At 68.1% G+C, this 24,802-nt stretch carries 28 protein-coding genes and 2 tRNA genes; 17 read left to right on the top strand and 13 right to left on the bottom strand.

All coding sequences use genetic code 11. The features are described from left to right. Positions 1-1,000 (top strand): ABC transporter permease (locus ABD120_RS37315; protein ID WP_343955095.1); only part of this gene is annotated, 1,000 nt, incomplete at its 5' end. 41 nt (positions 1,001-1,041) lie between these two features. On the opposite strand, the gene ABD120_RS37310 is transcribed toward ABD120_RS37315, so the two are convergent. After that, the gene (locus ABD120_RS37310) at positions 1,042-1,812 is read right to left on the bottom strand and encodes a GntR family transcriptional regulator (RefSeq protein WP_343955094.1); all 771 of its coding nucleotides are present in this window, start codon (positions 1,810-1,812) and stop codon (positions 1,042-1,044) included. 328 nt (positions 1,813-2,140) lie between these two features. On the opposite strand from ABD120_RS37310, the gene ABD120_RS37305 reads away from it, so the two are divergent. Both ABD120_RS37305 and ABD120_RS37300 read left to right on the top strand, forming a co-directional pair. Next, entirely contained in the window at positions 2,141-3,037 is an 897-nt protein-coding gene (locus tag ABD120_RS37305) for an adenosylhomocysteinase (RefSeq protein WP_343955093.1), read from the top strand. Positions 3,038-3,056: 19 nt separating this feature from the next. Continuing rightward, positions 3,057-3,608: an NUDIX hydrolase gene (locus ABD120_RS37300; RefSeq protein WP_343955092.1), complete on the top strand. Its 552-nt coding sequence runs from the start codon at positions 3,057-3,059 to the stop codon at positions 3,606-3,608. 468 nt (positions 3,609-4,076) lie between these two features. Here the strand turns inward: ABD120_RS37300 and ABD120_RS37295 are convergent. Both ABD120_RS37295 and ABD120_RS37290 read right to left on the bottom strand, forming a co-directional pair. Next, a tRNA-Ser gene (locus ABD120_RS37295) sits at positions 4,077-4,166 on the bottom strand. Positions 4,167-4,294: 128 nt separating this feature from the next. Next, the gene (locus tag ABD120_RS37290; protein ID WP_343955091.1) at positions 4,295-4,855 is read right to left on the bottom strand and encodes a YceI family protein; all 561 of its coding nucleotides are present in this window, start codon (positions 4,853-4,855) and stop codon (positions 4,295-4,297) included. A gap of 106 nt (positions 4,856-4,961) precedes the next feature. Here ABD120_RS37290 and ABD120_RS37285 point away from each other — a divergent pair, with 106 nt between their 5' ends. Further along, entirely contained in the window at positions 4,962-5,450 is a 489-nt protein-coding gene (locus tag ABD120_RS37285; RefSeq protein WP_343955090.1) for a MarR family winged helix-turn-helix transcriptional regulator, read from the top strand. Here ABD120_RS37285 and ABD120_RS37280 read toward each other — a convergent pair. After that, positions 5,407-5,913: a SigE family RNA polymerase sigma factor gene (locus ABD120_RS37280; RefSeq protein ID WP_343955089.1), complete on the bottom strand. Its 507-nt coding sequence runs from the start codon at positions 5,911-5,913 to the stop codon at positions 5,407-5,409. The genes ABD120_RS37285 and ABD120_RS37280 overlap by 44 nt on opposite strands. A 193-nt stretch (positions 5,914-6,106) precedes the next feature. Between ABD120_RS37280 and ABD120_RS37275 the strand changes: the two genes are divergently transcribed. After that, on the top strand, positions 6,107-7,051 hold the full coding sequence (locus ABD120_RS37275) for a hypothetical protein (protein ID WP_343955088.1): 945 nt from the start codon (positions 6,107-6,109) through the stop codon (positions 7,049-7,051). A 5-nt stretch (positions 7,052-7,056) separates the two neighbouring features. Then, positions 7,057-7,833, top strand: a complete 777-nt coding sequence (locus tag ABD120_RS37270; RefSeq protein ID WP_343955087.1) for a MauE/DoxX family redox-associated membrane protein — start codon at positions 7,057-7,059, stop codon at positions 7,831-7,833. A gap of 109 nt (positions 7,834-7,942) precedes the next feature. Here the strand turns inward: ABD120_RS37270 and ABD120_RS37265 are convergent, their stop codons facing one another. Then, the gene (locus ABD120_RS37265) at positions 7,943-9,115 is read right to left on the bottom strand and encodes an AAA family ATPase (protein WP_425564103.1); all 1,173 of its coding nucleotides are present in this window, start codon (positions 9,113-9,115) and stop codon (positions 7,943-7,945) included. A 220-nt stretch (positions 9,116-9,335) separates the two neighbouring features. On the opposite strand from ABD120_RS37265, the gene ABD120_RS37260 reads away from it, so the two are divergent. Genes ABD120_RS37260 through ABD120_RS37250 form a run of 3 tightly spaced genes read left to right on the top strand, consistent with a single transcriptional unit; the run spans position 9,336 to position 11,358 of the window. After that, the gene (locus ABD120_RS37260; protein WP_343955085.1) at positions 9,336-9,806 is read left to right on the top strand and encodes a SigE family RNA polymerase sigma factor; all 471 of its coding nucleotides are present in this window, start codon (positions 9,336-9,338) and stop codon (positions 9,804-9,806) included. Further along, positions 9,803-10,891: a hypothetical protein gene (locus ABD120_RS37255; RefSeq protein WP_343955084.1), complete on the top strand. Its 1,089-nt coding sequence runs from the start codon at positions 9,803-9,805 to the stop codon at positions 10,889-10,891. Before ABD120_RS37260 ends, ABD120_RS37255 begins: the two co-directional genes overlap by 4 nt. Positions 10,892-10,902: 11 nt before the next feature. After that, the gene (locus ABD120_RS37250) at positions 10,903-11,358 is read left to right on the top strand and encodes a MaoC family dehydratase (RefSeq protein ID WP_343955083.1); all 456 of its coding nucleotides are present in this window, start codon (positions 10,903-10,905) and stop codon (positions 11,356-11,358) included. A gap of 84 nt (positions 11,359-11,442) precedes the next feature. Here ABD120_RS37250 and ABD120_RS37245 read toward each other — a convergent pair whose 3' ends face one another. Both ABD120_RS37245 and ABD120_RS37240 read right to left on the bottom strand, forming a co-directional pair. Continuing rightward, positions 11,443-12,057, bottom strand: coding sequence for a response regulator (locus tag ABD120_RS37245; RefSeq protein WP_425564105.1), 615 nt, complete (start codon positions 12,055-12,057; stop codon positions 11,443-11,445). 2 nt (positions 12,058-12,059) lie between these two features. Beyond that, a complete protein-coding gene (locus ABD120_RS37240) occupies positions 12,060-13,190 on the bottom strand; it encodes a sensor histidine kinase (protein ID WP_343955081.1) in 1,131 nt (376 codons plus the stop codon). A gap of 165 nt (positions 13,191-13,355) precedes the next feature. On the opposite strand from ABD120_RS37240, the gene ABD120_RS37235 reads away from it, so the two are divergent. After that, positions 13,356-13,428: transfer RNA gene (locus ABD120_RS37235), tRNA-Arg, on the top strand. Between the two features lie 53 nt (positions 13,429-13,481). Here the strand turns inward: ABD120_RS37235 and ABD120_RS39950 are convergent. From ABD120_RS39950 to ABD120_RS37215, 5 genes are all read right to left on the bottom strand, one after another. Further along, the gene (locus ABD120_RS39950) at positions 13,482-13,958 is read right to left on the bottom strand and encodes a tyrosine-type recombinase/integrase (protein WP_425564102.1); all 477 of its coding nucleotides are present in this window, start codon (positions 13,956-13,958) and stop codon (positions 13,482-13,484) included. A gap of 262 nt (positions 13,959-14,220) precedes the next feature. Then, positions 14,221-14,445: a site-specific integrase gene (locus ABD120_RS37230; RefSeq protein ID WP_343955080.1), complete on the bottom strand. Its 225-nt coding sequence runs from the start codon at positions 14,443-14,445 to the stop codon at positions 14,221-14,223. 184 nt (positions 14,446-14,629) lie between these two features. Beyond that, positions 14,630-14,872, bottom strand: coding sequence for a hypothetical protein (locus tag ABD120_RS37225; protein WP_343955079.1), 243 nt, complete (start codon positions 14,870-14,872; stop codon positions 14,630-14,632). A 596-nt stretch (positions 14,873-15,468) separates the two neighbouring features. Further along, positions 15,469-15,819, bottom strand: coding sequence for a hypothetical protein (locus ABD120_RS37220; RefSeq protein ID WP_343955078.1), 351 nt, complete (start codon positions 15,817-15,819; stop codon positions 15,469-15,471). Beyond that, positions 15,816-16,667: an SAM-dependent methyltransferase gene (locus ABD120_RS37215; protein ID WP_343955077.1), complete on the bottom strand. Its 852-nt coding sequence runs from the start codon at positions 16,665-16,667 to the stop codon at positions 15,816-15,818. Before ABD120_RS37215 ends, ABD120_RS37220 begins: the two co-directional genes overlap by 4 nt. A 240-nt stretch (positions 16,668-16,907) precedes the next feature. Between ABD120_RS37215 and ABD120_RS37210 the strand changes: the two genes are divergently transcribed. Both ABD120_RS37210 and ribD read left to right on the top strand, forming a co-directional pair. Continuing rightward, positions 16,908-18,116 carry a helix-turn-helix domain-containing protein gene (locus tag ABD120_RS37210; protein WP_343955076.1) on the top strand — a complete coding sequence of 403 codons (1,209 nt, stop codon included), beginning with the start codon at positions 16,908-16,910 and terminating at the stop codon, positions 18,114-18,116. Between the two features lie 26 nt (positions 18,117-18,142). Continuing rightward, positions 18,143-18,988 carry a bifunctional diaminohydroxyphosphoribosylaminopyrimidine deaminase/5-amino-6-(5-phosphoribosylamino)uracil reductase RibD gene (gene ribD / locus ABD120_RS37205; RefSeq protein ID WP_343955075.1) on the top strand — a complete coding sequence of 282 codons (846 nt, stop codon included), beginning with the start codon at positions 18,143-18,145 and terminating at the stop codon, positions 18,986-18,988. A 381-nt stretch (positions 18,989-19,369) separates the two neighbouring features. Here the strand turns inward: ribD and ABD120_RS37200 are convergent, their stop codons facing one another. Beyond that, positions 19,370-20,623 carry a chymotrypsin family serine protease gene (locus tag ABD120_RS37200; RefSeq protein ID WP_343955074.1) on the bottom strand — a complete coding sequence of 418 codons (1,254 nt, stop codon included), beginning with the start codon at positions 20,621-20,623 and terminating at the stop codon, positions 19,370-19,372. Between the two features lie 955 nt (positions 20,624-21,578). Here ABD120_RS37200 and ABD120_RS37195 point away from each other — a divergent pair. The 5 genes from ABD120_RS37195 to ABD120_RS37175 all read left to right on the top strand — a co-directional run. Then, complete coding sequence (locus ABD120_RS37195; protein WP_343955073.1) at positions 21,579-22,094, top strand: hypothetical protein; 516 nt, start codon at positions 21,579-21,581, stop codon at positions 22,092-22,094. A 226-nt stretch (positions 22,095-22,320) separates the two neighbouring features. Continuing rightward, positions 22,321-23,019: a hypothetical protein gene (locus tag ABD120_RS37190; protein WP_343955072.1), complete on the top strand. Its 699-nt coding sequence runs from the start codon at positions 22,321-22,323 to the stop codon at positions 23,017-23,019. 114 nt (positions 23,020-23,133) lie between these two features. Then, on the top strand, positions 23,134-23,916 hold the full coding sequence (locus tag ABD120_RS37185) for an AfsA-related hotdog domain-containing protein (protein ID WP_343955071.1): 783 nt from the start codon (positions 23,134-23,136) through the stop codon (positions 23,914-23,916). Next, positions 23,913-24,554: a methyltransferase family protein gene (locus tag ABD120_RS37180; RefSeq protein ID WP_343955070.1), complete on the top strand. Its 642-nt coding sequence runs from the start codon at positions 23,913-23,915 to the stop codon at positions 24,552-24,554. The genes ABD120_RS37185 and ABD120_RS37180 overlap by 4 nt, the downstream gene beginning before the upstream one ends. After that, a partial coding sequence (locus ABD120_RS37175; RefSeq protein ID WP_343955069.1) for a hypothetical protein occupies positions 24,554-24,802 on the top strand: 249 nt, incomplete at its 3' end. The genes ABD120_RS37180 and ABD120_RS37175, both read left to right, overlap by 1 nt.

Raw genomic sequence — 24,802 nt, 5'->3', positions numbered from 1 at the left:
CATCACCGTCGAAGTCCCCCGAGACGGCCACAACCCCCTGGTGTCCTGGGACTCGGCCAAGGAACTGCGCCACCTGCGCGGCGTGACCTCGGCCACCGCGCTGGCCCAGAGCCCAAAGAGTTCCAACGTCGTCGTGACCGCCAACAACCTGCTCGACCCGACCCGGGTCACCGGGCAGACCCTCGCGGTCGTCGCCGCCACCCCCAACCTGCCGGAGACCACCCGCGGCCGGATGGTGGCCGGACGGTTCTACGACGCCGGGCACGTCGCCCGCCGCGACCCGGTGGTGGTGCTGGGGGAACAGGCCGCCAAAATGCTCGGGATCACCAGCCTGGAGCACTCGCCAGCGGTGTTCGTCGACGACCGCGCCTACACCGTGATCGGCATCATCGGCGACCTGCGGCGCGAGCAGATCCTGTCCAGCGCCGTGCTCATCCCACCCGCACTCGGTCCGGACTACGGCCTCAAGGACGTCACCCGCGTACTGGTCGCCACCCAGTTGGGCGCCGCCGAGCTCATCGCCCGCCAGGCGCCGCTCGCGCTCAGCCCCAACCGCAGCGCGGAATTGCAGGTGATCGCCCCACCCAGCCCCAAACGGGCACGGGACGGTGCCCAGGACGACGTCAACGGCCTGTTCCTCATCCTCGGCCTGGTTTCCCTGGTCGTCGGCGCGGTGGGCATCGCCAACGTCACGCTGGTAACCGTCATGGAGCGGGTCGCCGAGATCGGCCTACGCCGTTCCCTGGGCGCGGCCCGCCGCCACATCGCCGCCCAGTTCCTGCTGGAGTCCAGCCTGACCGGCCTGGCCGGCGGGGTGATCGGGGCCAGCCTGGGCACCATCGCCGTCGTCGCGGTGGCGGCCGTACGAGAGTGGACACCGGTCCTCGACGTACGGCTGGCACTGGCCGCGCCGCTGGCAGGGGCCCTGGTCGGCCTCCTCGCCGGCCTGTACCCGGCACTGCGCGCCGCCCGCATGGAACCGGTCGACGCACTGCGCTGACCCGGTTGGAATCCGCTCGCAGAGCTTCAGTCGTCCGGTGCTCATACCTCGGTCGGGGCGGTGGCCGCGCGGGTGATGGGGTAGCGGATTTCGACGCGGGAGGCGTCGCGTCGGGTGGTGTTGACCTCGACGACGCGTCCTTCGGCCGCGCCGGCGGTGGCGATGCTCATCCGGGTCACGCACAGCACCGGTACCCCGGCGGCCAGTCGGAGGAGTTCGGCCTCCTCCGGGGTGGCGGGACGGGCGGTGATCACACCTTCCCAGTCGAGGCGGCCCCATCCGAGGTCGGTCTCCATGCGGTCGTAGATGCCGCCGGGCCCGGTGTCGGCTTCGGCCAGTACGGTGCTCGCGGCGAGGTCGGCGGGCAGGTAGGAGGTGGCGAGCTGGACGACGTCGCCCGTGGCGGGGTCGCCCAGGACACGGTCGCGGACGACGACCGGGTCGGCGGGCCGCAGGCCGAGCAGCGGTGCGATGTCGGGTGGGCACGGGCCGTGGGTGACGGTCGGCGGCCGGAGGGCGCGCAGGTTCTGCACGGTCTGGCTGAAGTAGTAGCCGATTTCGTCGCGGTGGGCCTGGGTGTCGAGGGCGAGGACGGCGCGCTCGGGCTGCTCGCGGACGGTGGTGCCGCCGCGCCGGACGGGGGTGAGCAGTCCTTCGGCGGTGAGCTGGGCGACGGCGCGTCGGATCGTGGTACGGCTGCAGCCGTACATCCGCTCCAGCTCCTCCTCTTTGGGGATCTTCGTCCCGGGCGGGTAGGTGTCCGCCGCGATGGCCTCGCGCAGTGCCTGGGCCACCTCGCGCCAGCGTGCCATGTGATCCTCCTTCGAACTGTCGGGCCATTACATCACTATCTATTGATGGTTAGGTCGCCCCCGTGGACACTGCGAATAGGTAGCTATCTATTCTCGGGAGGGTTCACGCAAGAGGACTTCGAGAGGGCGCGCCCGTGCCTTCTTCCGCCGGATCGCCGACGCGACCCCCGTCACCGACCGGCCGTCGAGCCTGGTCATCACCCACCTGCTCGCCGGGCGCGGCCCCTTCCTGGAAGGCGTCGCCCGCGTCTCCGACGTCGCCGCCGTCCTGCCCAAACCCCGCTCCATCCACGAGGGAGCACTGCGCGAGATCAGCACCGTCATGCAGGTGGACGGCCTCGCCCGCAAGGTCTTCGGCGACCCCGAGCAAGCGCTGGCCTACGTCGAGTCCCGCGCCGCAGGACAACGCCTGACCCTGCTGGACGTGGGCGGCTACTTCGCCCCCGTCCTGGAGCACCTGCACGCCCGCTTCTCCGGCGAACTCGTGGGCGTGGTCGAAGACACCGAGAACGGCCACCAGCGCTACATCGAACGCTTCACCGGCCAGGGAAAGAAGCCACCCTGCCCGATCTTCTCCGTGGCCCGCAGCCCTCTCAAGGACCCCGAAGACTACCTGGTCGGCCAGTCCGTCGTCTTCTCCACCGAAGCCCTCGTCCGCTCCCGCGACGACATCCTCAACGGCCGCCCCGCCTGCGTCATCGGCTACGGCAAGCTCGGCCGCAGCATCGCCGCGATGCTCCACGCCAAACACGTCGGCGTCACCGTGTACGACGTCGATCCGGTCCGGCGCGTCCAGGCCCTCTCACAGGGGTATCGCACCGCCGCCACGCTCGCGGAAGCGCTCTCGGGCGCCGGAATCGTCGTCTGCGCCACCGGCAACCTCGCCCTCCGGGAGGACGACTTCAGCCGGGTCTCCAACGGCGCCTACATCGCGAGCGTCACCAGCTCCGACGACGAACTGGAACTGTCGGCGCTCAACGGCCTGTACTCGCGCACGGCGGTCGAACCGAACGTCACCCGCTACACCCGCACCGGCCACTACTTCTACGTGCTGGCCGACGGCAACGCCGTCAACTTCCTGCACGGCGCCAGCGTCGGCGCGTTCATCCTGCTCGTCCAGGCCGAGATCGTCGCCGCCCTGGCCCTGCTGGCCACCGGCTCCCACGATCCCGACATATGCGAGCTTCCCCCGCAGTCCGGCAGTGGATTGCGGCTACCTGGCTGACCTACTTCCATGAGGCGATATGACCGTGACCCGTGAGGAGATCAGCGCCGTCCTCGGCCGCTATCTCGCCGCCGACCCCGACCGCGCCGCAGACGTCTTCCCCCTGACCGAAGCCCTGAGATCCGCGACCCCCGTGGATCTGTCCTCACGCAAGACGTGGCCGCTGCACGTCACCTGCAGCGCCGCCGTCATCGACGCCGCCGGACGCGTCCTGATGATCCATCACCGGGCGCTGGACCGATGGCTGCTGCCGGGCGGTCATGTCGAGCCCGAGGACCGCAGCCTGTACGGCGCCGCCCTCCGCGAACTGGAGGAAGAGACCGGGATGCCGTGGCAGCACGCCGTATCCCCGCCCGCACACGACATCGCACCTGTGGACGTCGACGTCCACGAGATCCCCGCCAACCCCGCCAAGGGCGAGCCCGAGCACCTGCACGCCGACTTCAGGTTCGCGTTCTGGGCGAAGGACACCGAGATCAGCATCCAGGCCGAGGAGATCGTCGCCTACGCCTGGAGGCCGGTCTCCGACCTGCCCACCCCGCACCTGGTGACCCGGGTCGCCGCGATCTGAGGTCCTGCAACGAGCCCCCCGTGACATGTACCCCGCCATGGTGAGCTCGGCGCTCACGCTCATGGGACAACGCCGCCAAGGGGGCGATTCTCGATGAGGCGCAGGCCGTGCTGACGACCGCCGACAGGACGCGGGCGCACGCGCTCATGTGCTTCTGTGGACCATTGGGCGAACAAGTCGCAGTGGACGCCATGGGAGCGCGAACTACGTCTACGTCTCCGGCGTCTCACCAGGTACAGAGGCAGCGTGCGGCAGCCTCTCCTCCCGGGCTCTCCCGACATCATGTGGGAGGGCCCGCCTCGTGCGGGCGAACTGGCGACTCAGACCCAATGCGGCGAACTGCCCCCGCTCGGTCCTTCCGTTCTGGTGGTCGTCGCAATACCCCAGATGAAGGGGCGCGATGGACTCCGAGATCCGGAAAGATCGAAAAGGCCCTCCCTCGATGTTCGAGGAAGGGCCTTCCTTCTGCGGAGGCTCGGGGATTTGAACCCCGGATGGGCGGTAAACCCAAACCGCATTAGCAGTGCGGCGCCATAGACCTGACTAGGCGAAGCCTCCCGGTAGCCATGTGGCTCCCGACAGAGTACCGGCCTTCTGCCGACGCAGCAAAGCGGTTCTCTCCCGCATGTTGTCCACCGCCTGTGGATAACCCTGTCCACACCTGTGGACAGGGCGGACATGTCTGCTCAGGCGGGGTTCGCCTCGCCCTCAACGTCGATCTTGATCTTCTTGCCCACAAGTACTCCGCCGGTCTCCAGCGTCTGGTTCCAGGTGAGCCCGAAGTCCTCCCGGTCGAACTCGCCGCTGATCGTGAACGCCCACACCTGCTGCCCCCACGGGTTGGTGCCGGCGCCGTTGTACTCGACCTTCAACTCCACCTCCCGCTTGACGTCGCGGATGGTGAGGTCGCCGACCACCGTGAACTCCCCGCCCGAGTGGCCGACCACGCGCGTGCTCCGGAAGGTGATCTCCGGGTGCTTCTCCACGGCCAGGAAGTCGTCGCTGCGCAGGTGGTTGTCGCGGTCGGCCTGGCCGGTGGTGATGCTCCCGGTCTTGATGGTGAGCTGGGCGGAGGACTCCAGTGGGTTCTCGGCGATGGTGACCGATCCCGCGTAGTCGGTGAAGGAGCCTCGGACCTTGCTCACCATCATGTGCTTGGCGACGAAGCCGATGTTGGTGTGCGCCACGTCCAGGTTGTAGGTGCCTGTGGTGGGGATGTCGAGGCCGTCCCAATTGCGGATGCTCATGAGTGAATCTCCTAGAAAGAGAAGCTTGCGGTGCGGACGTTTGCGCCAACAAATTTCTACACGAGGAATATTCCTCCAGTCAACTGTCGTCGAGTAGGCTGTGGATGTGATCCCCTTCGACGACCCACGCCTCACGGCGATGGGCCTGCTCTCCGAGGTGCACGCCGGCCTGGAGGCGCGCATGAACCCGGTCTTCACCGAGGCCGGGCTGTCCATGATCGACTTTGAGACCCTGATCCGCCTGGCGCGCTCCCCGCAGCGCAGCCTCCGCATGAGCGACCTCGCGGCCCAGACGGGCCTGTCCACCAGTGGCATGACCCGCGTGGTCGACCGCCTGGAGCGGTGCCGGCTCATCCGCCGCGAACCCTGCGTCACCGACCGCCGCACCTCCTACGCCCGGCTCACCGAAGCCGGCGCCGCCAAGCTGGAGACCGTACTGCCGCGTCACCTCGCCGACATCGACGCCCTGTTCACGGCGCTGCTGGGCGACGAGGAGCGGGAGGCGTTCATGGCCACCCTGCGCAAGATCCGCGACGTCGTACGGCCCTGCGCTACGGCGGGGGCGGTTGGGTCGGGATGCACAGGTCGAGCCTGAGCTTGGCCATGCCCCGCGAGACCGTGCTCTTGACCGTCCCGACGCTGATGCCGAGCGTCCTCGCGATCTCGGGCTCGGTCATGTCTTCGTAATATCGCAACCTGATCGCCTCCCGCATGCGGGCGGGCAGGCGGTCGAGCGCCTGTTCCAGGCGTACGTGGGCATCGCCGCAGGTCTCGGCCTCAGGGGAGATCTCCGGCAGTTCGTCGGAAGGGTATTCGTCGAGCTTGCGGCGCCGCCACTGCGAGATGTTGATGTTGACCATCGCCCGCCGCACGTACCCGTCGAGGGATCCTCGGTCCTGGATGCGATCCCAGGCGAGATAGGTTTTGGTGAGTGCGTTCTGAAGGAGGTCCTCGGCGTCGCAGGCGTGCCCGGTCAACTGGTGCGCGGTACGCAGCAGCGCCGGACCGCGAGTCCGCACGTACTCGCGGAACTCCTCTTCCCGCCTGGCAGTCTGCATCGTGGCCAGAATCGCAGCTGGAGCCCCCATTCGGGCTGAACCGCAATTCATGATTCGGTCCATCAACAATAAAGGTCAGTCAATGCCGGTGGCGGATTGTTCGACGCCGGGTGTCTACACCTTCCACCGGGGATGCGGATTTTGCTCCCCTTCACGGGGACGGCCGGGGCCGTACCGAAGCTCATGTGAGGCTATGCGCGTGGGGTATCCGAGTGTTGAACGCCGAACAACCCTCGCCGCGGCCGCCCTCGGCCGCACGCCCGGCACGCCGGGCCCCGACCCGGGAAAGGGTGCGCCGCTGACCGCGGTCATGGGGGAGATCCTCGACGTCAGCCCGCACCTGATCACCATCGAGACGCCGGACGGCCAGGAAGAGCGCCTGGTCATCGCGCCCTGGGCGACCGCCTGGCGCGGCACCGACGTGGCACCCGCCGACCTGCCCGTGGGCGGAAGGGTGCTCATGCGGGCCCTGCGTGAGGGCCGGGTCGTCGAACGCCTCTGGGGCGACACCACCCGCGTGACCGGTACGATCACCGACGTCTCCGGACGAACCGACCTCGCCGTCGAGCTGGACTGCGGCACCCACCGTGGCCGCCGCACGATCCTCATCCCGTACCGCGCCACCGGCAGGCTCCGGGTCCGCTACCCGAAACTGGAGCCCGGTTACCTGTTCGACGGCATCGGCATCGTGGACGAGGGCGTGGAGAGGATCACGCTGCCCGCGACCTCGCAACCGGCCTATCCCGCCAGATCGGTACCTTCTCCGCCACCCGCGTACTCCGCGCAGCAGAGCCGCATCTCGGGCACCGTGGTCTGGTTCGACGGCACCCAGCGCGGAGCCGCCTACCCGATGCTGGAACGGGCCGACGCCGGATGTCCCGATTCGGCCGTGTCGTGTGCCGGCCTGCCGTACCTTTCGATCGGATCCCTTCTGCACGTGCGCAACGTTTGTGCGGACCGGTCCGCCCGGGTGCCGATCGTGGCGTGCGGGTGCCTGGCCGGGCGTTTCTGTGACCGTTGCGTCGAATGTGATACCTCTCCGCGCGGCCGGTTGGCCGAACTGTCGGCGCCGACCTTCGTGGAACTCGGGGGAGACCTGACCAAGGGCTGCTTCAACGCCCAGATCGGATTGGGGTGACGCGCGTGCTGGAATCCCAGCTGCCGGTGCTGATCGTCGTTCTCGTCTTGGGTACGGTCGCCAAATTCACCACGGTTCGCACCGGCGGCGAGCCTGGCGCACTGTCCCGTCTCGGCCCGGCTGTCCTCGTGCCGGAGGGCGCCCAGGCGCCTGCGCTGGTCTGCTGCGCGGTCGGCGAGTTCATCCTGGCCGCCGGGCTCCTGCTCACCGACCACCCACTGTTCCGCTGGGCGACGGTGGTGTTCTGCGCGTTGTCGACGTACGTGCTCATCGAACTGCGCAGGCGCCGCCCCGACGTGGGCTGCGGGTGTTTCGGCGAGGTGAGCTCCGCCCCCGTCGGCCGCCGCTCCATCGCCCGTACGGTCGCCCTGACCGGCATGGCGCTGATGTCGGTATGGGCACCGGTACCCGGCTGGACGGTGTTCACCCAGCCGTCGTGGGCGATCGCCGTCGGCGTGCTCGTGCTCGCCGTGCTGTCACCCGAGATCGAGGAGACCGTGCATCGCATCAGGCACCGCGCACCCTGCGAGCAGCGCCCGGCCCCCGCCGAGAGCGTCACGCTGGCCCGGTTGAAGGCGAGCGGCTCGTGGCGGGCGCACCGGGCCGCGCTGGAGCCGGCCGAGCCGTACGACAGTTGGCGCGAGCTGTGCTGGCGCTTCTTCGCGTTCAGGAACACGGCGGGCGACGACGTGGTCTTCGCCGTGCACCTCACCGGACGACGCCCGACGGTGCGCATGGCAGTGGTCAGCGCGGAGACCATGCCGGAATATACGACCGTATAGCTCTGGCGCTATACAGCCCTAGATTTCCCTCGACAGGCATGACGATGTGGCTCTATTGGGTTGCCTAGCTTCCCCACTAGACAACCCAATAGAGGACTAGGGGTGCCGTCTAGATGGGTTGCGCACGCAGAAACCTCCCGAAATGCGGCACGGTGAACGCGATCAGCCCACGTTCGGCGCTGTAGATGAGACCTTTCTTGATGAGGCTGTCGCGAGCCGGTGACAGGCTGGACGGCTTGCGGCCGAGCCTGTCGGCCACCTCGGCGGTGCCGACCGGCTCGTCGCCGATCTGTGCCATCGCGTGCATGTAGTCGCGCTCGGCGGGCGTCGCGCGCTCGTAGCGGCTGCCGAAGAAGCCGACCGCCAGTTCCTCCTCGGCCTCCGGCGAGGAGACCTTGACGTCGTCGGCGGTGATCGGGCTGGACGGCGCGAGGTCCCAGGCGACCTTGCCGTACGCCTGAACGAAGTAGGGATAGCCGTCGGCGGCCTCGTAGAGCGCGTCGAGGGCTTCCTGGGTGAACTCCACCTGCTCCTCGCGGGCGGGCAGGATCAGCGCCAGGTCGGCGGCCTCGCGGTCGAGCTTGTCGATGCGGGCATAGCGGAACAACCGCTCGGAGTAGCTCTTGCTGGCCGACAGCACACTCGGCAGATGCGGCAGCCCGGCGCCGACCACGATCAGCGGCCCGCCGGTCTGCGACAGTTCATGGCAGGCGGCGCACAGCGCCGAGACGTCGGCGGCCTGCACATCCTGCATCTCGTCGATGAACAGGGCGATGCCGACGCCGAGGTCGGTGGCCACGCTCGCGGCGTCGACGAAGAGCTCGGTGAGGTCGATCTCCAGGTCGCCGGAGTCGGCGCGCCCCCGGCTGGCGGGCACCTCGATGCCCGGCGACCAGTGGGAGGTGCCCTTGGCGGCGGCCGGATCGCGCATGGCGAACGCCTTGAGCACGCCGAGGAACTCCTCGATACGGTCGGGCGCGCGATGCCGGGGCGCCAGCTCGCGCACGGCCATGTGGAGCGCGGCGGCGACCGGCCGCCGGATCGACTGGTCGGGCCTGGCCTCGATCTTGCCGGTGCCCCACAGCCGCTGCATGGCCATGGACTTGAAGGTGTTGAGCAGAACGGTCTTGCCGACGCCGCGCAGCCCGGTGACGACCATGCTGCGCTCGGGGCGGCCACGGGCCACCCGTTCCAGCACGACCTCGAACTGCTGCAGTTCACGGTCACGGCCGGCCAGCTCGGGGGGACGCTGCCCGGCGCCGGGGGCGTAGGGATTGCGCACAGGGTCCACGCTCTCGGACTTTATTGCGGGGTATAGCGGGCGTCGTAGATTTGGGAAGAAACACCTACGGCGTGTCTGAACGAGCATGGCACCCCCTCTCAACTGGCCGAACCCATGTTCGAGTCGCTGGCTAGAACTGTAGCGCGGCTTCGAACACTTGCGCGATGTTTTCGAGTAAAGATCTTTGCAACAGAACCCCGCCCCCAGGCGTCCCCGGAACGTGGACTTCGAGGACTTCGTCCGCGCCCGAGGGCGGGCGCTGCTGCGTTACGGCTACGTGCTGACCGGCAACCCCCACGACGCGGCCGACCTGGTGCAGGAGGCCCTGCTGAAACTCGCGGACGCCTGGCACCGGGTGCGCGACAAACAGGACCCCGAGGGGTACGTCCGCACCGTCATGACCCGCCAGCACATCAGCTGGTGGCGGCGCGGGCGCAAGGAGGACCTCACCGGTGATCCGCCCGAACGCGCCCACCACGACCCCCAGCCCTCCGGAGAGATCTGGCGCGACCTGCGCGCCCTGTCCAGGAGGCAGCGCACCGTCCTCGTCCTCCGCTACTACGAGGATCTGTCGGACGCGGAGATCGCCGACATCATGGGCATCTCCCGCGCGACGGTCCGCAGTCAGGCATCCCGGGCGCTGGCCACGCTCAGAGTCCGGGCACAGGTGCTCGAAAGGGGACGCGCATGAGGACAGAACACGAACTCGCCGCCGCACTCAGGGCCGCGGCCGGCGCCGCCCCCGACCCCGACCTGCTGGCCGGCGTCGCCGCCCGCCGCCGTACCAGGACCCGCCGCAGGCTGCTGTCGGTCACGGCCGCGCTCGCGGTCATCGCAGCCGGTACGGCGACGGCCCAGCTCCAGCGGGCGCCGGACACCGTCGTCGCGCAACGGCCTCCCACACAGGGCCCCGTGGCGAAGGTCTGGCCGCAGGCGCTGTTCACCATGCCCGCCAAGAACGGCCAAGGCCGACACCACCGGCTGATCGACGCGCTCAGCGCCACGGAGATCCTCGTCGTGGTGGACGCCGAAAGGGGCGAAACCCAGCGATTCGAGATCCACGACCTAGCCAAGAAGACACAGCGCGTGGTGACGACGCTGCCTGATCCACGTGAGCGTGTGGGAGACGCGGTCACCGACGGCAAGCAGGTGGTCTGGTACACCGAACCGGGCAAGTACCGGTACTACTACCGGGCGCCGCTAACGGGCGGCCCCACGACCCGGATCCACAAGCAGCCCCTCCACCCCGAGCCGAACGCAATGACCATGAACGGGGAAACGGTGTACGTCACCGACGCCAAGGGCGTGACCTCGACCGTGACCGGCCCCGCACGGGAGTGGCGGCGGCTGTATCTGATCACGGGGCCGTGGGCGGGCGACGGTCCGATCGTCGTGACATCGAAGTACACCGGGATCAACCAGACCCGACTCGTCAACCTGAAGACGGGACAGGAGAAGAGAATCGCGGTCCCCGCGCGTGCGAAAGGGCTGCGCTGTGGGCCGGTTTGGTGCGTCGGAACACGCGGCGGCGGCGAAGGCTTCGCCCAGCGGATTGACGGCAGCCGCTTCACTCCCTTGATGGGATACCCCGCGCAATATCCGATCCGCGATAGATTCGTGCAGACGAGCCTGCTGATCAAGGACCTTGAGACGGGCACGGAGGCCCGCATCGAGGATATCCAGGGCTGGACCGGAACCTCCGGAAGCCTCGTCTACTGGGGCGACGACACCACCTACCGGGTGCTGAACTTGGCAGCCGTACCGGCGCCGCAATAGCGTTCCGACCCATGCGTACCTTCGCGAACGTCCAGGAGCTCAAGGCCGCCGTCGGCGAGACCTTCGGTCCCACCGAGTGGCGTACGGTCACCCAGGAGCAGGTCAACCTCTTCGCCGACGCCACGGACGACCACCAGTGGATCCACGTCGACGTCGAGCGCGCCACGGCCAGCCCGTTCGGCGGCACGATCGCGCACGGCTACCTGAGCCTGTCGCTGCTGCCGTCCTTCCTGGGCGAACTGGTCGAGACCAAGGGCATCGCGATGGCGGTCAACTTCGGCCTCAACAAGGTGCGTTTCCCCCGCCCGATCCCGGTCGGCGCACGCGTGCGGGCCAGCGCCGAACTCGCCGACGTCAAGGGCAGCCCCGCCGGGCAGCTCGCCACGCTGAAGGTCACGGTCGAGGTCGAGGGCGAGCGCCGCGCGGCCTGCACGGCGGAGGTGCTGTACCTGTACGTCCCCGAGTAACCGTGGCAGCGCCCGCGCACGATCATGGTCGGGCGCGGGCGGCGCCGCCTGGTCGCCGACGGCTTTCTGGCACCCCGCCGTCGTTCAGGACGGGTAGTAGATCGCCGCCTGCACCCGGCTCTTCAGCCCGAGCTTGTTGAGCAACCGGCTGACGTGCGTCTTCGTCGTCGCCTCCGCCATGTCGAGCTCCCTGGCGATCTCCGCGTTGGACAGCCCCCGCGCCACGCACGCGAGCACCTCGCGCTCGCGTGGCGTCAGGCGTGCCAACTCGTCGGGCTCGCGCTGCGCGGGTCTGCTCGCGAACGCGGAGATCAACCTGCGCGTCACCGACGGCGAGATCAGCCCGTCACCGCGCGCCACCACCCGCACCGCCTCCACCAACGTGTCGGCGTCGGTGTTCTTCAGCAGAAAACCCGCCGCACCCGCCCGCAAGGCACCGAACACATACTCATCCACATCGAACGTCGTCAGAATCAGCACATCGCACTCACCGGCCAGCTCACGCGTCGCCGAGATACCGTCGAGGCGGGGCATGCGCACGTCCATGAGCACCACGTCCGGACGCAGCTCACGGGCCATCGCCACCGCCTCCTCACCGTCGGCGGCCTCGCCCGCCACCTCGATGTCGTCGGCCCCGTCGAGGATCATCACGATCCCCGCGCGCACCGCCGCATGATCGTCGGCCACCAGCACTCTGATGCTCACTTGCTTTCCTCCGTCGTGGGCAGTCGCGCCCAGACCCGCCAGCCGTCACCGACCGGCCCCGCCTCGAACCGCCCGCCCACCAGCGCGGCCCGCTCGGACATGCCGACCACTCCCGCCCTGGCCCCCGGCAGCCCCATCTTGTGCCCGTTGACCGGGTTGTCCACCGTCAGCTCCACCTGCCCGTGCACGTAGTCGACACGAACCGAGGCCGTCTGGTCGCCGTGTTTGAGCGCGTTCGTCAACGCCTCCTGCAGAATGCGGTAGCCCGCCAGATCGACCGAGGCGGGCAACTCGTGCGGTTCGCCGTACACCTCGAAGGTCGTGCTCATGCCCGCCTGCCGCGAACGCTCGACCAGGGTCTCCGCGTCGGCCACGCGCAGGCGCGTGGCCTCCACCTCCTCGCCCTCCTGCCGCAGCAGCCCGATCATGGTGCGCATCTCGTCGAGCCCCTTCACGCTGTTCTCGCGAACGGACTCCATGATCTTCCGTACGGTCTCCTGGCCCAGGTCCTTGCGCGACAGCGCCGCCGTCGACTGGATCGCGATCGCGCTGAAATGGTTGGCGATCATGTCGTGGAGCTCGCGGGCCATCCGGTTGCGCTCGGCCGAGATCGCCGACTGCCGGTCGAACTCGGCCAGCAGCGCCACCTGCTCGGCCCGCGCGCGTTCGCTCCTGGCGTGGTCACGCTGCTGACGCAGCACCATCGCCGTCGTGACCGGAACGACCAGCAGCAGCGCCGCCTGGACACCGGCCACGACGGCATAGCCGATCTTCTCGCCGAAGAACGCGGCCAGCGCGCCGGCCAGCACCGAGAGCGTCGCCGTCACACCGAAGAGCCAGCGGGCCAGCTTCGCCGGGCCGTACAGGGCGGCGGCGTAGAGGTTGTCGGTCAGCACCAGCGCGGTGCCCAGCGACGGGCCCACCACCAGGTCCAGCAGGATGCCGCTCACTCCGAGCGTCAGCGAGAGCACCGGCGCCCGGGTCCGCACCGTGACGCCCACGCAGGCGACGGCGAGCGGGATCAGCAGGACCCACGCGGAGTAGCCGCGCTCGATGTAGGCATTGCCGTAGATCAGCGCAGCACCCATGGCGAAGGCCAGGAGGGCTCCTACGGCAGGGCGTATCATCCCCCCATCTCATCACCGTCCGCAGCGTGCTCCCTCCATCGGACGGATGCTTGTGGATACACACTTCGATGTATCCGGCGCCGATCGGACGGGCTAAAAGCACTGGACGACTCTGGTAATCTATTCTCTGTCGCACGGTCCTGCAGGTCAGGGCGGTGGTGACGAGCGGCCGTAGCTCAATGGATAGAGCATCTGACTACGGATCAGAAGGTTGGGGTTTCGAGTACCTCCGGCCGCGCACAACCTCAAGGCCCGCTACCAGGGAAAGCCTGGAGCGGGCCTTCGTGTATGTCAGGACAATCTCCGGATCTTGCTAACACCCCTGCTAACACGGGTCTTCCTGCTCTTCGATGGCTTGGGCGAAGGCATCTGCTGCGGAGGCTGCGAGGCTTCGCCGGAGCGAACGACGTGGGCGAAGACCCTGAGGGTGATCGAGGGGTCAGCGTGCCCCAGGCGTCCCGCCACGACGTGGACGGGGACACCGGCGAGAAGCAGCGTTGTCGCGTGAAGGTGGCGAAGGTCGTGAGGACGAGCACGAGGCGGCGGTGTCTGAGGGTTCGCCTTGTTGTGCTGCTTGATCAGCGTGGGGAAGAGCGAACTGACGGTCTTGGCCGCAGGCTGAACGGCGTGGGTCAGGGTGTCGGTGGTCGTCGAGAGGCGTGCGCGTAGAGGCGATCTCCATCCCCTGGTAGCGAGCGTCTCACGGGCGGCGCATACTGAAGGGAATGAAGCCAGCCAGCGGGGCGTCCCGTCGTCACCTGCCCACAAGTCCCTTCAAGCCCCCACCCCCCGTCCCGCCTGCCGAGCGGTTCTTCGTGAACGACCAAGTGACCCATGATCGATATGGTCTCGGAATCGTCATCACTGTAGAAGGCGAGATCGCTGTGATGGTCGATTTCGGATCGCGGCAGGAACGAATCACTACACCGTTCAACAAGTTGTACAAACTTTGAGGTCACTGTCACACAGCGCGAGCACTTCTCCGCCAGCTCCGTCATAGTGCCGGTCACGGCCTCGGCTCCGGCCTGCATCAGTTCGGCTGCCTCCGTCCGCTGGCGTAGCCGATGCTCGGCGCTCGACTGCGAGAGCGGTGGGTGTACACGTCCATGGTCATCGAGATCTGGGAGTGCCGCAGGATGCGCATCGCCACACGCGGGTGGACGCCGAGGGCGGCCAGGGGCGAGGCGCAGGTGTGCCCGGTGTCGTGCGCGAATGCGCGGAACGCCCGCTCGACGGCAATGGCTCTCGAATGCATCGGCGTACCGGCCCGGGGCGTGAATGTCGGGTCCGAGGTCTTCCAGTCGTCCCCGGCCATCTTGCGTGCCTCTCCCACGTGAGGCCAAGGGCTTCTCCCCGACACGCTCGATGTCCACCATGTCGATTTCTGCCGGGGGCTGTGACCTCCCAGCGGACCGTCGGTGGGAGCCCCTGCCGAAGTCTCAGAGGAGGTCTCTCCAAAAGGGGACCAGCGGCGGGAGCCTGGCCCCGGGTAGTGGTTCCTCCCTTACCGGCAGTCCGGTTGCGAGGAACGCCTTGCGATCATCGGCGAACTCGAAGCCGAAGACGCGCTCAATGCGGTCGATCTCCGCCTCGCTCAATCCCGACTCGATTTCACAGCAGCCAAGTTCGGCCAACATGTGTGCCGCCCGTAAGCCCAGGAGTTCTCCTTCTCGGCTGATCACGATCGCAGCGTAGCGACAGCACCTCGCGAGCAGTCAACGGCTTACTTCCGCGCCGGGCTCTCTGCGAAGTCGCTTTTCTGTTCGCCGTGGATGCTCCTGGACGTCCTTGATCCTGCTACGGATCAGAAGGTTGGGTTTGGAATACCTCCGGCCGTGCACACGAAAGCCCAGGTCACCAGACGGTGGCCTGGGTTTCTCGTGTAATGGATCAACCTTCGGTGTCCCGCTGTGTCCGGCTCTCGTGGGGTGCTGGCGGCTGGCCGTCTCCGACCTTTCCCCACGCCGCAGCGTCCAGGACGACGGCGGCACCAGCGTGAACAGGTGGGTGATCCGGCCGGGGTGCCATCCGGCCGTGACCAGCTGAGGTCGTCCGCAGCATCGGCCCAGAAGTGGACACCACTCGCGATCTCACGTGTGGGCGGCCCTCGAACGTTGTCGGCAGAGGTGAGCGCTAGTGGCAGGCGGGGTCGACCAAGGCGGCGGTCCTGGATGGGCGGGGTTGCCGCGTGGGTCTGGCGGGACGGGGTGCGTGGCCGGGGGACGAATCGGCTGCGGCGCGTGGTGCGCGGCTGTGAAGGCGACACGCGAGGGTGGTCTCACACTGCGGTTCCGTGGATGATCAGCTCCCACAGTTCGTCCGCCCCTCGTTGTGTGGTCTGGGGGCTCAGATAGTTGAGGAGACCGGTGTTGGCGACGACGATGCGGCGGATGCGGTACACACCGCCGCAGGTGAGCTCCTCGTAGCTGATCGGCTGGCAGAGGCAGGTGTGGCGGAGCACCCGGGCCTCCTTTCCGAATCGGCGGCGCCACCAGTCGGCTTCGAGTTCCCATGTCAACGTGACGGGCTTGGGGACGGTGGGTGTGAGGCAGTGGGCCTCGCCGCACCTGGGCTTTCGCTGGGCGGGCACCGGCAGCAGACGATCCGGTGCCGCGTCGAGGCCGCTCACCGGTTCTCCTCGGACGGGAAGAGGGTGGCGACGCCGCCGATGAAGGTGGTGGGCTCGTCGAGGAACAGGTGGTGGAGCGAGTCGGACGGCAGTTCGTCCCAGTTCCACCGGCTGCCGAGCAGGTCCCGGACCTTCCACGCGGGCCGGAACCGTAGCAGGATGCCCGCGTTGGCGCATTCGGTGGTGGCCGTCTCGATCGCCTGTTTCGGGATGACGCCTGGGTCCACGTGGCTGAGGGCGAGCCTGCTGCCCGGTGGCAGTGTGTCGGCGAGGGTGTCCAGCACGGCGGTCAGTTCGTCGTCGGTGAGGAACTCGGCGAGCCCGGTCATCACGACGGCGACGGGTTCGCGGAGGTCGATCCGTGCGCGGACACAGGGGTGGACGAGGACGCGGCCGAGGTTGTGGCGTATGTCGGCCTGCATCATCTGGACGGCGGGGCCGTCCGCGAGCAGGGCGCGGGCGTGAACGGCCACCACCGGGTCGTCGTCCACGTACAGGACCTGGGCGTCCGGGTTGGCCTTCAGCGCGGCCGCATGGACGGTCTCCCCGAGGGGGTATCCGCATCTGAGGTCCAGGATCAGGCCGCAGCCGGATCCGGCCGCCGCTGCCACGGCCTCCAGGGCGAAGGAGCGGCACGCTTGCACGGCATAGGCCAGACCGGGCAACCAGAACCTCAGACTCTCGGCGAGATCCCGGTCAGGCGCACGGTGGTCTTTACCGAGCACCAGGTAGTTGTACAGGCGGGAGGTGTTCGGTCTTGTCGGGTCCAGCGCCGTGTCAAAGGCAATGGCCGTGTCACTCGTGGACGCGCTCTGGTGAGGAGGTTGGACTGTGGATAGTTTGGTCATGGGTCAGGACCTCGATTTCTGATCAAGGCCCCGGAGCCCCCGGTGTTCACCCACCGGGCCGGGGCCGAACCAGTTCTGCGAGCAATCAGCACCAAGGAACCTCGCGGCTGGCGTGATCTGCCTTCTTCCAGCCATGGAAGACCGTGATGGCGCTACCGTGGGAGATGTTGCCTGTTGCCTTTCGGTCAGTGGGCAACACCGGTCAACAGGTCAACGCGCTTCGGGACTCGTGGGTAGGCAATGACGACCTTTGGCGAGAAGATGCGGGCGCTGATGGCAGAGCGCGGCATTTCGCTGCGCAAGCTGGCCAAGGCCACCCACTACGACGCCGGATACCTCTCCAAGGTCGCTAATGACCTGAAGCGTCCATCCACGCCACTGGCCCAGCAACTCGAAGCAGCGTTGAACGCTGACGGCGAATTCGTGGACCTGGTGCCGAAACGTAGGGGCGCGCCCCGAGCGGAGGCCCCCATGCAGGCGGCGAGTTCCCTGGCGCTGCCTGTGCCGGCCGTGGATCCACTGGTGGATCGCCGGATGCAGCGCCTGTCGGCGGCGCACACCGAGGAACTGCTTACGCACGTGGGAGAGCAGTGGCACACGCTGGTGCGGACGGACAACCTGCTTGGTCCGCGACACGCCCTCGGCGGCGTCTGCAGGCAGCTCACCATTCTGACGGCGTTGCTTCGACATGTACGTCCACCGCTGCGCGATCAGTCCCTTCGTCTCGCCGCGATGTACGCGGAGTCCGCAGCCTGGTTGTATGAGGACGCCGGGGATATGACCGCCAGCCGTCGTTGGACAGGGCATGCGATGGAGTGGGCGCTGGAGGCCGGCGACCGTCCCATGGTCGCGTGGACACTGTTCCGGCGCAGTCAGCAGGCGCTGTCCGGAGGCAATGGTGCCGAGGTGGTGGGCCTTGCCGAGGCGGCGTGTCGCGAGCAGGGCAATACCGCTGGCCCGATGCTGGCTGCGATTCTGCAGCAGCAGGCGCATGGGATGGCGCTGGACGGGGCCGAGGTGGCATCGCATGAGCTGCTTGACCGTGCGCGTGAGCATGCGACGACCGACGACGCCGGGGACGCGCGGTCCGGTCATGGTTCCTTCTGCACGCCTGCGTACGTGGAACTGCAGCGCGGTCGGGTCTGGCTGACGTTGGGGCGCCCGGCGGCGGCTGTGCGGGCGTTCGAGTCGGCGATCGAGGATTTGTCGCCGACGTACCAACGGGATCGCGGTCTGGCGCACGCCGGGTTGTCGATCGCCCTGGTCGCGGAGCGCCAGCCCGAGGCTGCGGCGTACGCGGCCGTGCAAGCGCTGACTGTCGCCCAGGACAGTGGCTCGACCAGAATCCTGTCCATGGTCAATTCGGTTGCGCCTCAGCTTGCACGTCATGCTCATCTGGAGCCGGTCGCGGAGTTCCTGGCCGAGCTGGATGCCACGTCTGCGGTCTGATGGCCTCCGAAACAGAGGTCGCGGCCATGCGACGTGCTATCGCCGTGTCGGCGCTGGGTCTCGGCACGACGAGCCCGAATCCGCCGGTGGGCTGCCTGATTCTCGACTCGGGCGGTCGCGTGGTCGGCGAGGGTTTCCACCGGCGCAAGGGTGAGGCGCATGCGGAGGGCAACGCCCTCGCTGCGGCCGGCCATGCCGCGCGCGGTGGGACAGCGGTGGTGACCTTGGAGCCCTGTAATCATGTGGGTCGTGCTCCCGCGTGCCGTGCGTTGTTGATCGAGGCCGGGATCGCACGCGTGGTCGTCGCCGTCATCGATCCGACGTCGCGGGGCGCGGGTGGCGTGGCTGAGCTGAGCCGGGAGGGGACGGACGTCGAGGTCGGGGTGTTGGCCGACGAAGCTGAGCTGGTGCTGGGTCCATGGCTGACTGCGGTGGGGCGAGGTACTCCGTTCGTGACGTGGGCGTACTGCGCCGACGCCGAGGATCACCGCCAGGTGCCCGGCGTCGACGTCCACGGGTACGACGCTGTGGTTGGTTCGGATGGGCACCTGCGGGAAGGCGTTCCGGGAGGGCATGGCGAGACGTTCGTCCTGCCTGGCGAACTGTCGCGCGATGCTCCGGAGATGGCGCTGCGGGCTCTTTACGCGGCGGGGGTTCGTTCGTTGTTGGTACTGGGTGGCCGTGGTCTCGCCGAGTTGTTCGCCGCTGCAGGACTGGTTGATGAGGTTCTTGTCTGCCTGACCGGCCGGGCTGCCTCCTTGCCGGGTGGTGAGCTGCCCTTTTCGGGCTTCCGCATCTCGTCAGTTCGACGTTTGGAAGATCACGTGCTGGTGCAGGCCCAGCGGGAGGATCCGCTGTTCAGGGCGAAGTGAGCGGCAGTCGTTGGTCCAAATGTGGAAAATGGCGAAAGAGGGCGCTCCTTAACCTTCTGAGCGGGAAACCCGTCCTCTCGGCGAACTGCCGTAGAGCGGAGGGTAGCCGCCCCGCAGGCAACTACCTGGTCCTGCTAACGGTGCTGACCGCCCTGCGGACGGTCAGCAGCAGTCTCGACCTGATCTCGTTCCTGCCCGACGCGATCGAGACACTGGTGGTCCCGTTGCCGCCCGGTCTGATCACCTACGTGGGCGGCTACCCGGCCAGCACACCCCGCGACCAGATTGGCCGCCCAGCCGGCGAAAGCGACCCACCAGCGGAAGCCCTTTCGGCGCCTTCCCTTCGTAGGAGGGCGCGGGCTTGTCTGGGGCCTGCCAGGGCTACTTCACGGTGCCAGGCAGTCTCACATGCGCGTCGTGGATGTCGGTGAACCAGATGTGGCAGTTGTACTCCAGAAGGTTGGTGGCGTTGATGATGCCCTTGGCCCGGACCTTGCCCTGTCGGTTGAGAGCGTAGACCGGCCCCCCGGAATCGCCTCTGATGACGCACCAGCGTCTGCCGGGGTCTCTCTGGGCCTCGACGACGTTCCTCATCCAGGCCCCACCCTCGACTTCCTGTATGGTCACGCGTGTGCGCTTGACCGACCAGTAACACAGTTCGCCGCCAAAGGCGCCGCCGGTGCAGAATCGGTCGCCTGGCCTGTTCCGGCGTGACGACATGCCCGCCCCCTCCCGCGAACTGCCGGAGTTCTTGTTCCCGACGTAGGTCTTCGGCAGGGCGCTCCGGCCGTAGGCCATTTTGATCAGAGCGAGATCCCCGTGATGCTTGTCGCCGATCGGAACGCTGCCGTTGGCCGCCCCGGTGAAGATGTCGTGGGTGACCATGCCCATCTCCTGCCCGTTGCCGCTGGTGGGGTAGTTGCCCACACCCACGCAGTGCCCGGCGGTCAGCATGTAGTGGTCTCCCCGGTAGTCCCAGGCGAAGCCGGTGGTGCAATGGGGTTTGCCGTTCATCCTGTACATCGCGCCGCCGAAGTAGGGGCTGCTGTCGGTCTGGCGGTTCACGGCGAGGGTGGCGCCGGGCCGGGGAGTGACATGCAGGGCCACGGCGTCGCCTCCGTAACGGGCCGCCAGCGCGGTGCGCAGGGCGCCGGTGGCCTCGGTGGCGCCCACGATGACGCGGCCGGACACGGGGTCGATCTCGAGGCGGTGGATCCTGTCGAGGTCGGGGAGATCGGCAGGGGTGAGCCGGGTGATCTCGTCGGAGATCTGCTGCAGTCGCTCCCAGGTGTGCCGTACGACCCGGGTCTGGGGGATGACCTCACTGGTGTTCTCGATGCCGGTGCTTCTGGATTCGGTCGGATCCTTCGGCGGGGTGTCGGCGGTTGGCGCTGTGCCCTTGCCGCGGGTTTCGGCGGGTGGGGGTACAGCGTCGGGGTTGTCGGTGCCGTCGTCGGGTGCGGCGCTGTCCGGTGGCACGAGGATGGGCTGGGTCGCCGCCGCCTGTGCCTCGGCGGTCGTCACCGGGAGGTGGACCACACCGGAGGCGTCCACGTACGGCTGGGCGTACACGGCCGGGTTGCCCAACGCTCTTGCCTCCGCCTCATCCAGGGCAAACGCCTGCTGGAACGTCAACGGGCCAGCATCGGCGAGCGGATCGGCGGGGAGCACCTCCACTGAGACGACGCCCGTAGCGGCCGAGGCAGCGGTCGAAGCCAAGGGGGCGGCGAGGGCCGGGGGTAACAATGCGACGCCGAGAAGGGCGGCGCGTACTGAGCCTTTTCTCCGCATATCAGACTCCAGGGAGAGGGGATGCTGTGGCCGGTCGGTGGGCGCGCAGAGAGGCAATCTCCTTCGGACGGAGGCGGCGTGCGAGTACCGGCGAGCAGCCTGTCGGCGGTCGCGTGCCGTGATACGCCGCCCCTTCTGCCGGGAGCATAGAATTCCTCGCGCAAGTACACACTAGGAAATCCGTGACGATTTTGCACTACATGGCACCAAGTTGCCATGTAGTGTTCAAGCTGTCATTTGATGAACGCAGAATCCCCATTGAAGCTTGTTGCGCAAGACGATTCAGGCATGCATGGATGATTATCCCTTGCGGGGAATTCTGTGTCGGATTGTAGATGAATCTGGTCGAGCGGCTGGTGTGGGTAGTGCGGAGGCGAGGCGGGCAATGCCCGAAACGGGCCATGGTCGGATGTCCTGTGGGCCCGAATCGCAGATCAGACGGCTGGGGCTCGAACACTTCCGGCCGCACACAAACCGCAAGGCCCGCAACCTGTGAACCGGAAACGGGCCTTCGTATCAGTCAAATATCTTCGGGCTTTATCGGCAAGGGCCCTGTCCGGAGCCGCCGAGGGCCTGCTGTCCAGGGTGGCCGTTGTGTCGGCTGGACGGCCCGACCCGCCCAATCTATTGATTATTTAGGTGAAATGTCCAAATGTGGTCAGTCTCGGAGTTCGGGGTTTTCGCGTCGTTCGCGTGAGGTGATGATGGGGCGGATCGGTTCACCCGTCGCGACGGCGAGGTTCGTCGGCGTGGCGTGACCAGTGAGGTCCCTTTCGCATCCGATTCCCCTGGAGTGACGATGAGGCTACTGACCGCCGTCGTTGTCGCGGTCGTCGCCGTGACGGCCCTGTTATCCCCAGCGGCGGGAGCAGCGGCACGCGGCCCGAGTCAGACCGTGTGCGTGAACACGCCCATCCCCACCGGCTGGGTCGTGACCTGGTACGGCGACTGGTACATCTGCGGTCAGCCGGGCACCATCTACTACAACGCCAAGATCATCCAGGACATTCGCGACACCCGCTCGGGTGGCACCGTGGTCGGCTGCATCAACCCGCCCCCACCGGCCGGCTTCTACGCCACCGCGCTGCACTACACCGACAGCTGCAACCCCAGCACGTCGCCCAACCGGGTGCTGAACAACCAGCAGACGCTGACCAATCTCAACGGGATGCCGTCCGGCCGCACCCTCGTCATCTGCGGGTACCAGCCCGCTCCGCCCGGCTGGACGGTGCTCGCCGTCGTTCAGGCATACCAGTGCGTCTACGCCCGGGGCGGCGGCATCGGCGACAACGCGGTGTCGATCCGCAAGCTGTAGCCGCAAAGGAGCTCAGGCACATTGTTCGCTCCTGTCCTGTGTACGTATGAGCTCATGATGTGAGCCTGGCGTGAAGCAGGACCGGACCGTGTGGCGGTCCGGTCCGGCTTTGCCGATGCCGACCAGTCGCAGCGAGTCATCAGCACATGGGTTGTACGGCGCGGCTTGCACGAACTCGCCGAGAGAGTCCGGCAGACGCCGCATGTCTGACCGTTCGTGAGATGTCATGAAGCAATATCCTCTCGCGAAGCGGCGCATCGCCCATTACCGTGCAAGAGCGCGCCCGGTGTGCCGGACAACGGTTGCTCCTTCTCTTGCCCGTAGTGGCTCGCGGGTTCGAATCCCGCTGCCGGCCTCGGCGCTGCAGCGGGCCGACGAGTCGGGCGCGGCGCTGGCCTACTGGACCGCCACCTCCCGATGGGGCATCCCGAAGCCGGTCAAGCGCGGCGTCGCCGACGCCGTCCGCCGCCTGTACACCGAACGTGCCCTGCTCGAACACGACACCGGCTCGTACGGCTGGCGGTTCGGCGACGTCATCGCCGTCACCCACCCCACCCCGGACCCGGACAAGCCCTGGCAGGGCGACCTGTTCCGGCATGCCCTCGACCGACGCCACGGCCGGGACAACCCCATCCCCGAATCGCTCGCCCTGCTCCGCCGCCACGCCGAACGCCGTGCGGCCCTGGACGCGGCCAGGTTCAGCGACCCGGCTGGGTTCAGCGACCCGGCTGGGTTCAGCGACCCGGCTGGGTTCAGCGACCCGGCCGGGTTCAGCGACCCGGCCGGGTTCAGCGACGTGGCCAGGCTCAGCGACGCGGCCAGGCTCAAGGGCGCGGCCACGTCGGCCGGTCCGAACAAGCACGAGATCCACGCCGCGTTCACGGTGCTGCCGCCCCTCGAAGCGGGCGAGAACTGGCCGTTCTAGAAAAGGACCGATCCATAACACCGAAAGATGTAAATAGAGCAATACGGAAGATGCCCGGACATTAAGTGCCTACCAGGATTCATGCACCTTTCACCGTAACGGGGAGGGAATCCTATGAATCTGACGACCGAATCCCGGACCTCGACGCTCACCGTGCACCCGCACGATCCGTACTTCTTCGACCACCCCCTCGACCACCTGCCCGGAATGGCCCTCGTCTGCGGCCTGCTGGACCTGCTCCGCACCACCGACCCCGGTTGTCTCGAACAGCCGGGCCGCCGCTTACGCCTGTCTCTCGACCTGCCGACGTTCTGCGAGCCGGACCAGCCGGTCCAGCTCGCCGCCGCCCCCGACGGCGACCGGATGGCCGTGCGCGCACACCAACTCGGCCGGCTGGTCTGCGAGGGCTGGTGCGAGGTCCACGAAGGGCCATTCCAGGCCGACGAATCGCTGGAACCGGCGGCCGGGGAGCTGGTTCACCGGCACCGGCCGGAGAACGTCCTGATCAGCGCCCCGGCGCGGACCGTCGCGCTGCGCCGCCCGCCTGACGGCCACCGGCTCGCCCCGCCCTGTCCCGAGGCCGTCATCGAGGCGGCCCGGCAGTTCACCACCATGCTCAGCCACGTCGAGTACGCCGTACCCGACGACACCCGGCTCATCCTGCTGGCCGTCGAGGCCGACCTGCCGTGCGAGCTGACCTGGGACCTGCGGCTGCGCTGGGCCTGCACCGCCCCGCCGCGCGGACGCTCCCTGATGCGGTTCGACGTCGTCGCGGGAGACGAGCCGCGCGGCAGCGTCGGGATCGACTACTACGCCGCGTCTCCGGCGATCTACCGCCGACTCCGCCATGCCGGGCGCCCGGCAGTGGGACAGCCGACATCCGGGTGCACGGTATGAGCGCGGCCCCGGTGACCCTGCTGACCAGGGTGCTGTTCGTCGCGGCCGTCACCGTCATGGTGGTACGCGCCGCCGGCTACCTGGCCGACGCGGCGGAGGGCGCGAACCTCGTCTCCGGGCTGCTCGTCCTCGGCTACCTGGCCTGGATGAGCATCGAGATCCCGGTCACCTTCCGCAAGCCGTCGCAGCCCGTCGCCGAGAGCCGCACCCTGGCCGCGTACGCGTGCGCGCGCATCCTCCTGGTGTTCGCGACCGTGGTGCCGCCCGCCCCGTGGAGTGGTGTCACGGCCTGGATGCTGCCGCCGGTGGCGCTGTTCGCGGCGGGCATCGTGCTGCGGACGGCCGCGATCCGCGCGCTGGGCGCCCTCTACACCCATCATGTGCTGCGCCGCGACGAGCACCCGCTGGTCACCACCGGCCCGTACCGGTTCGTCCGGCATCCGGCCTACGCCGGGATGCTCCTGGCCAACATGGGATTCGTCCTCTATTTCCACCAGGCGTACGCGGCCGTCGCGCTGTTGCTCCTGACCGGCGCGCTGGTGTGGCGGATCCGTACCGAGGAGCGGGTGCTGTGGTCGGTCCCCGGCTACCCGGAGTTCGCCGGCGGGCGCGCCCGTCTGCTCATGGGGGTGTGGTGATGCTGGTCGGCACCGGCGACCCGAGGCTGGCCGACGCCGGCGTGAGCGGTCACAAGTTCGCCCGGCAGGAGGCGCTGCGCCAGGCCGGGTTCCGGGTGCCGGAGTTCTTCTGCGTGCCCGCCGAGGTCTTCGACACTGTTGCCCGCGACCTGGTGCCGCCCCCGCCGGACCCCGGCGACGAGGCCGCGCTGACCGCGTTGGCGGCCGAGGCGGCGGGGCGGCTGGCGGCCGAGGTACCGCAGGAGGGG

The sequence above is a fragment of the Nonomuraea longicatena genome (assembly GCF_039525605.1).
GTDB classification, from domain to species: domain Bacteria; phylum Actinomycetota; class Actinomycetes; order Streptosporangiales; family Streptosporangiaceae; genus Nonomuraea; species Nonomuraea longicatena.
Note: the sequence above shows the minus strand (reverse complement) of the source record. Positions and strands in the feature narration are given on the sequence as shown.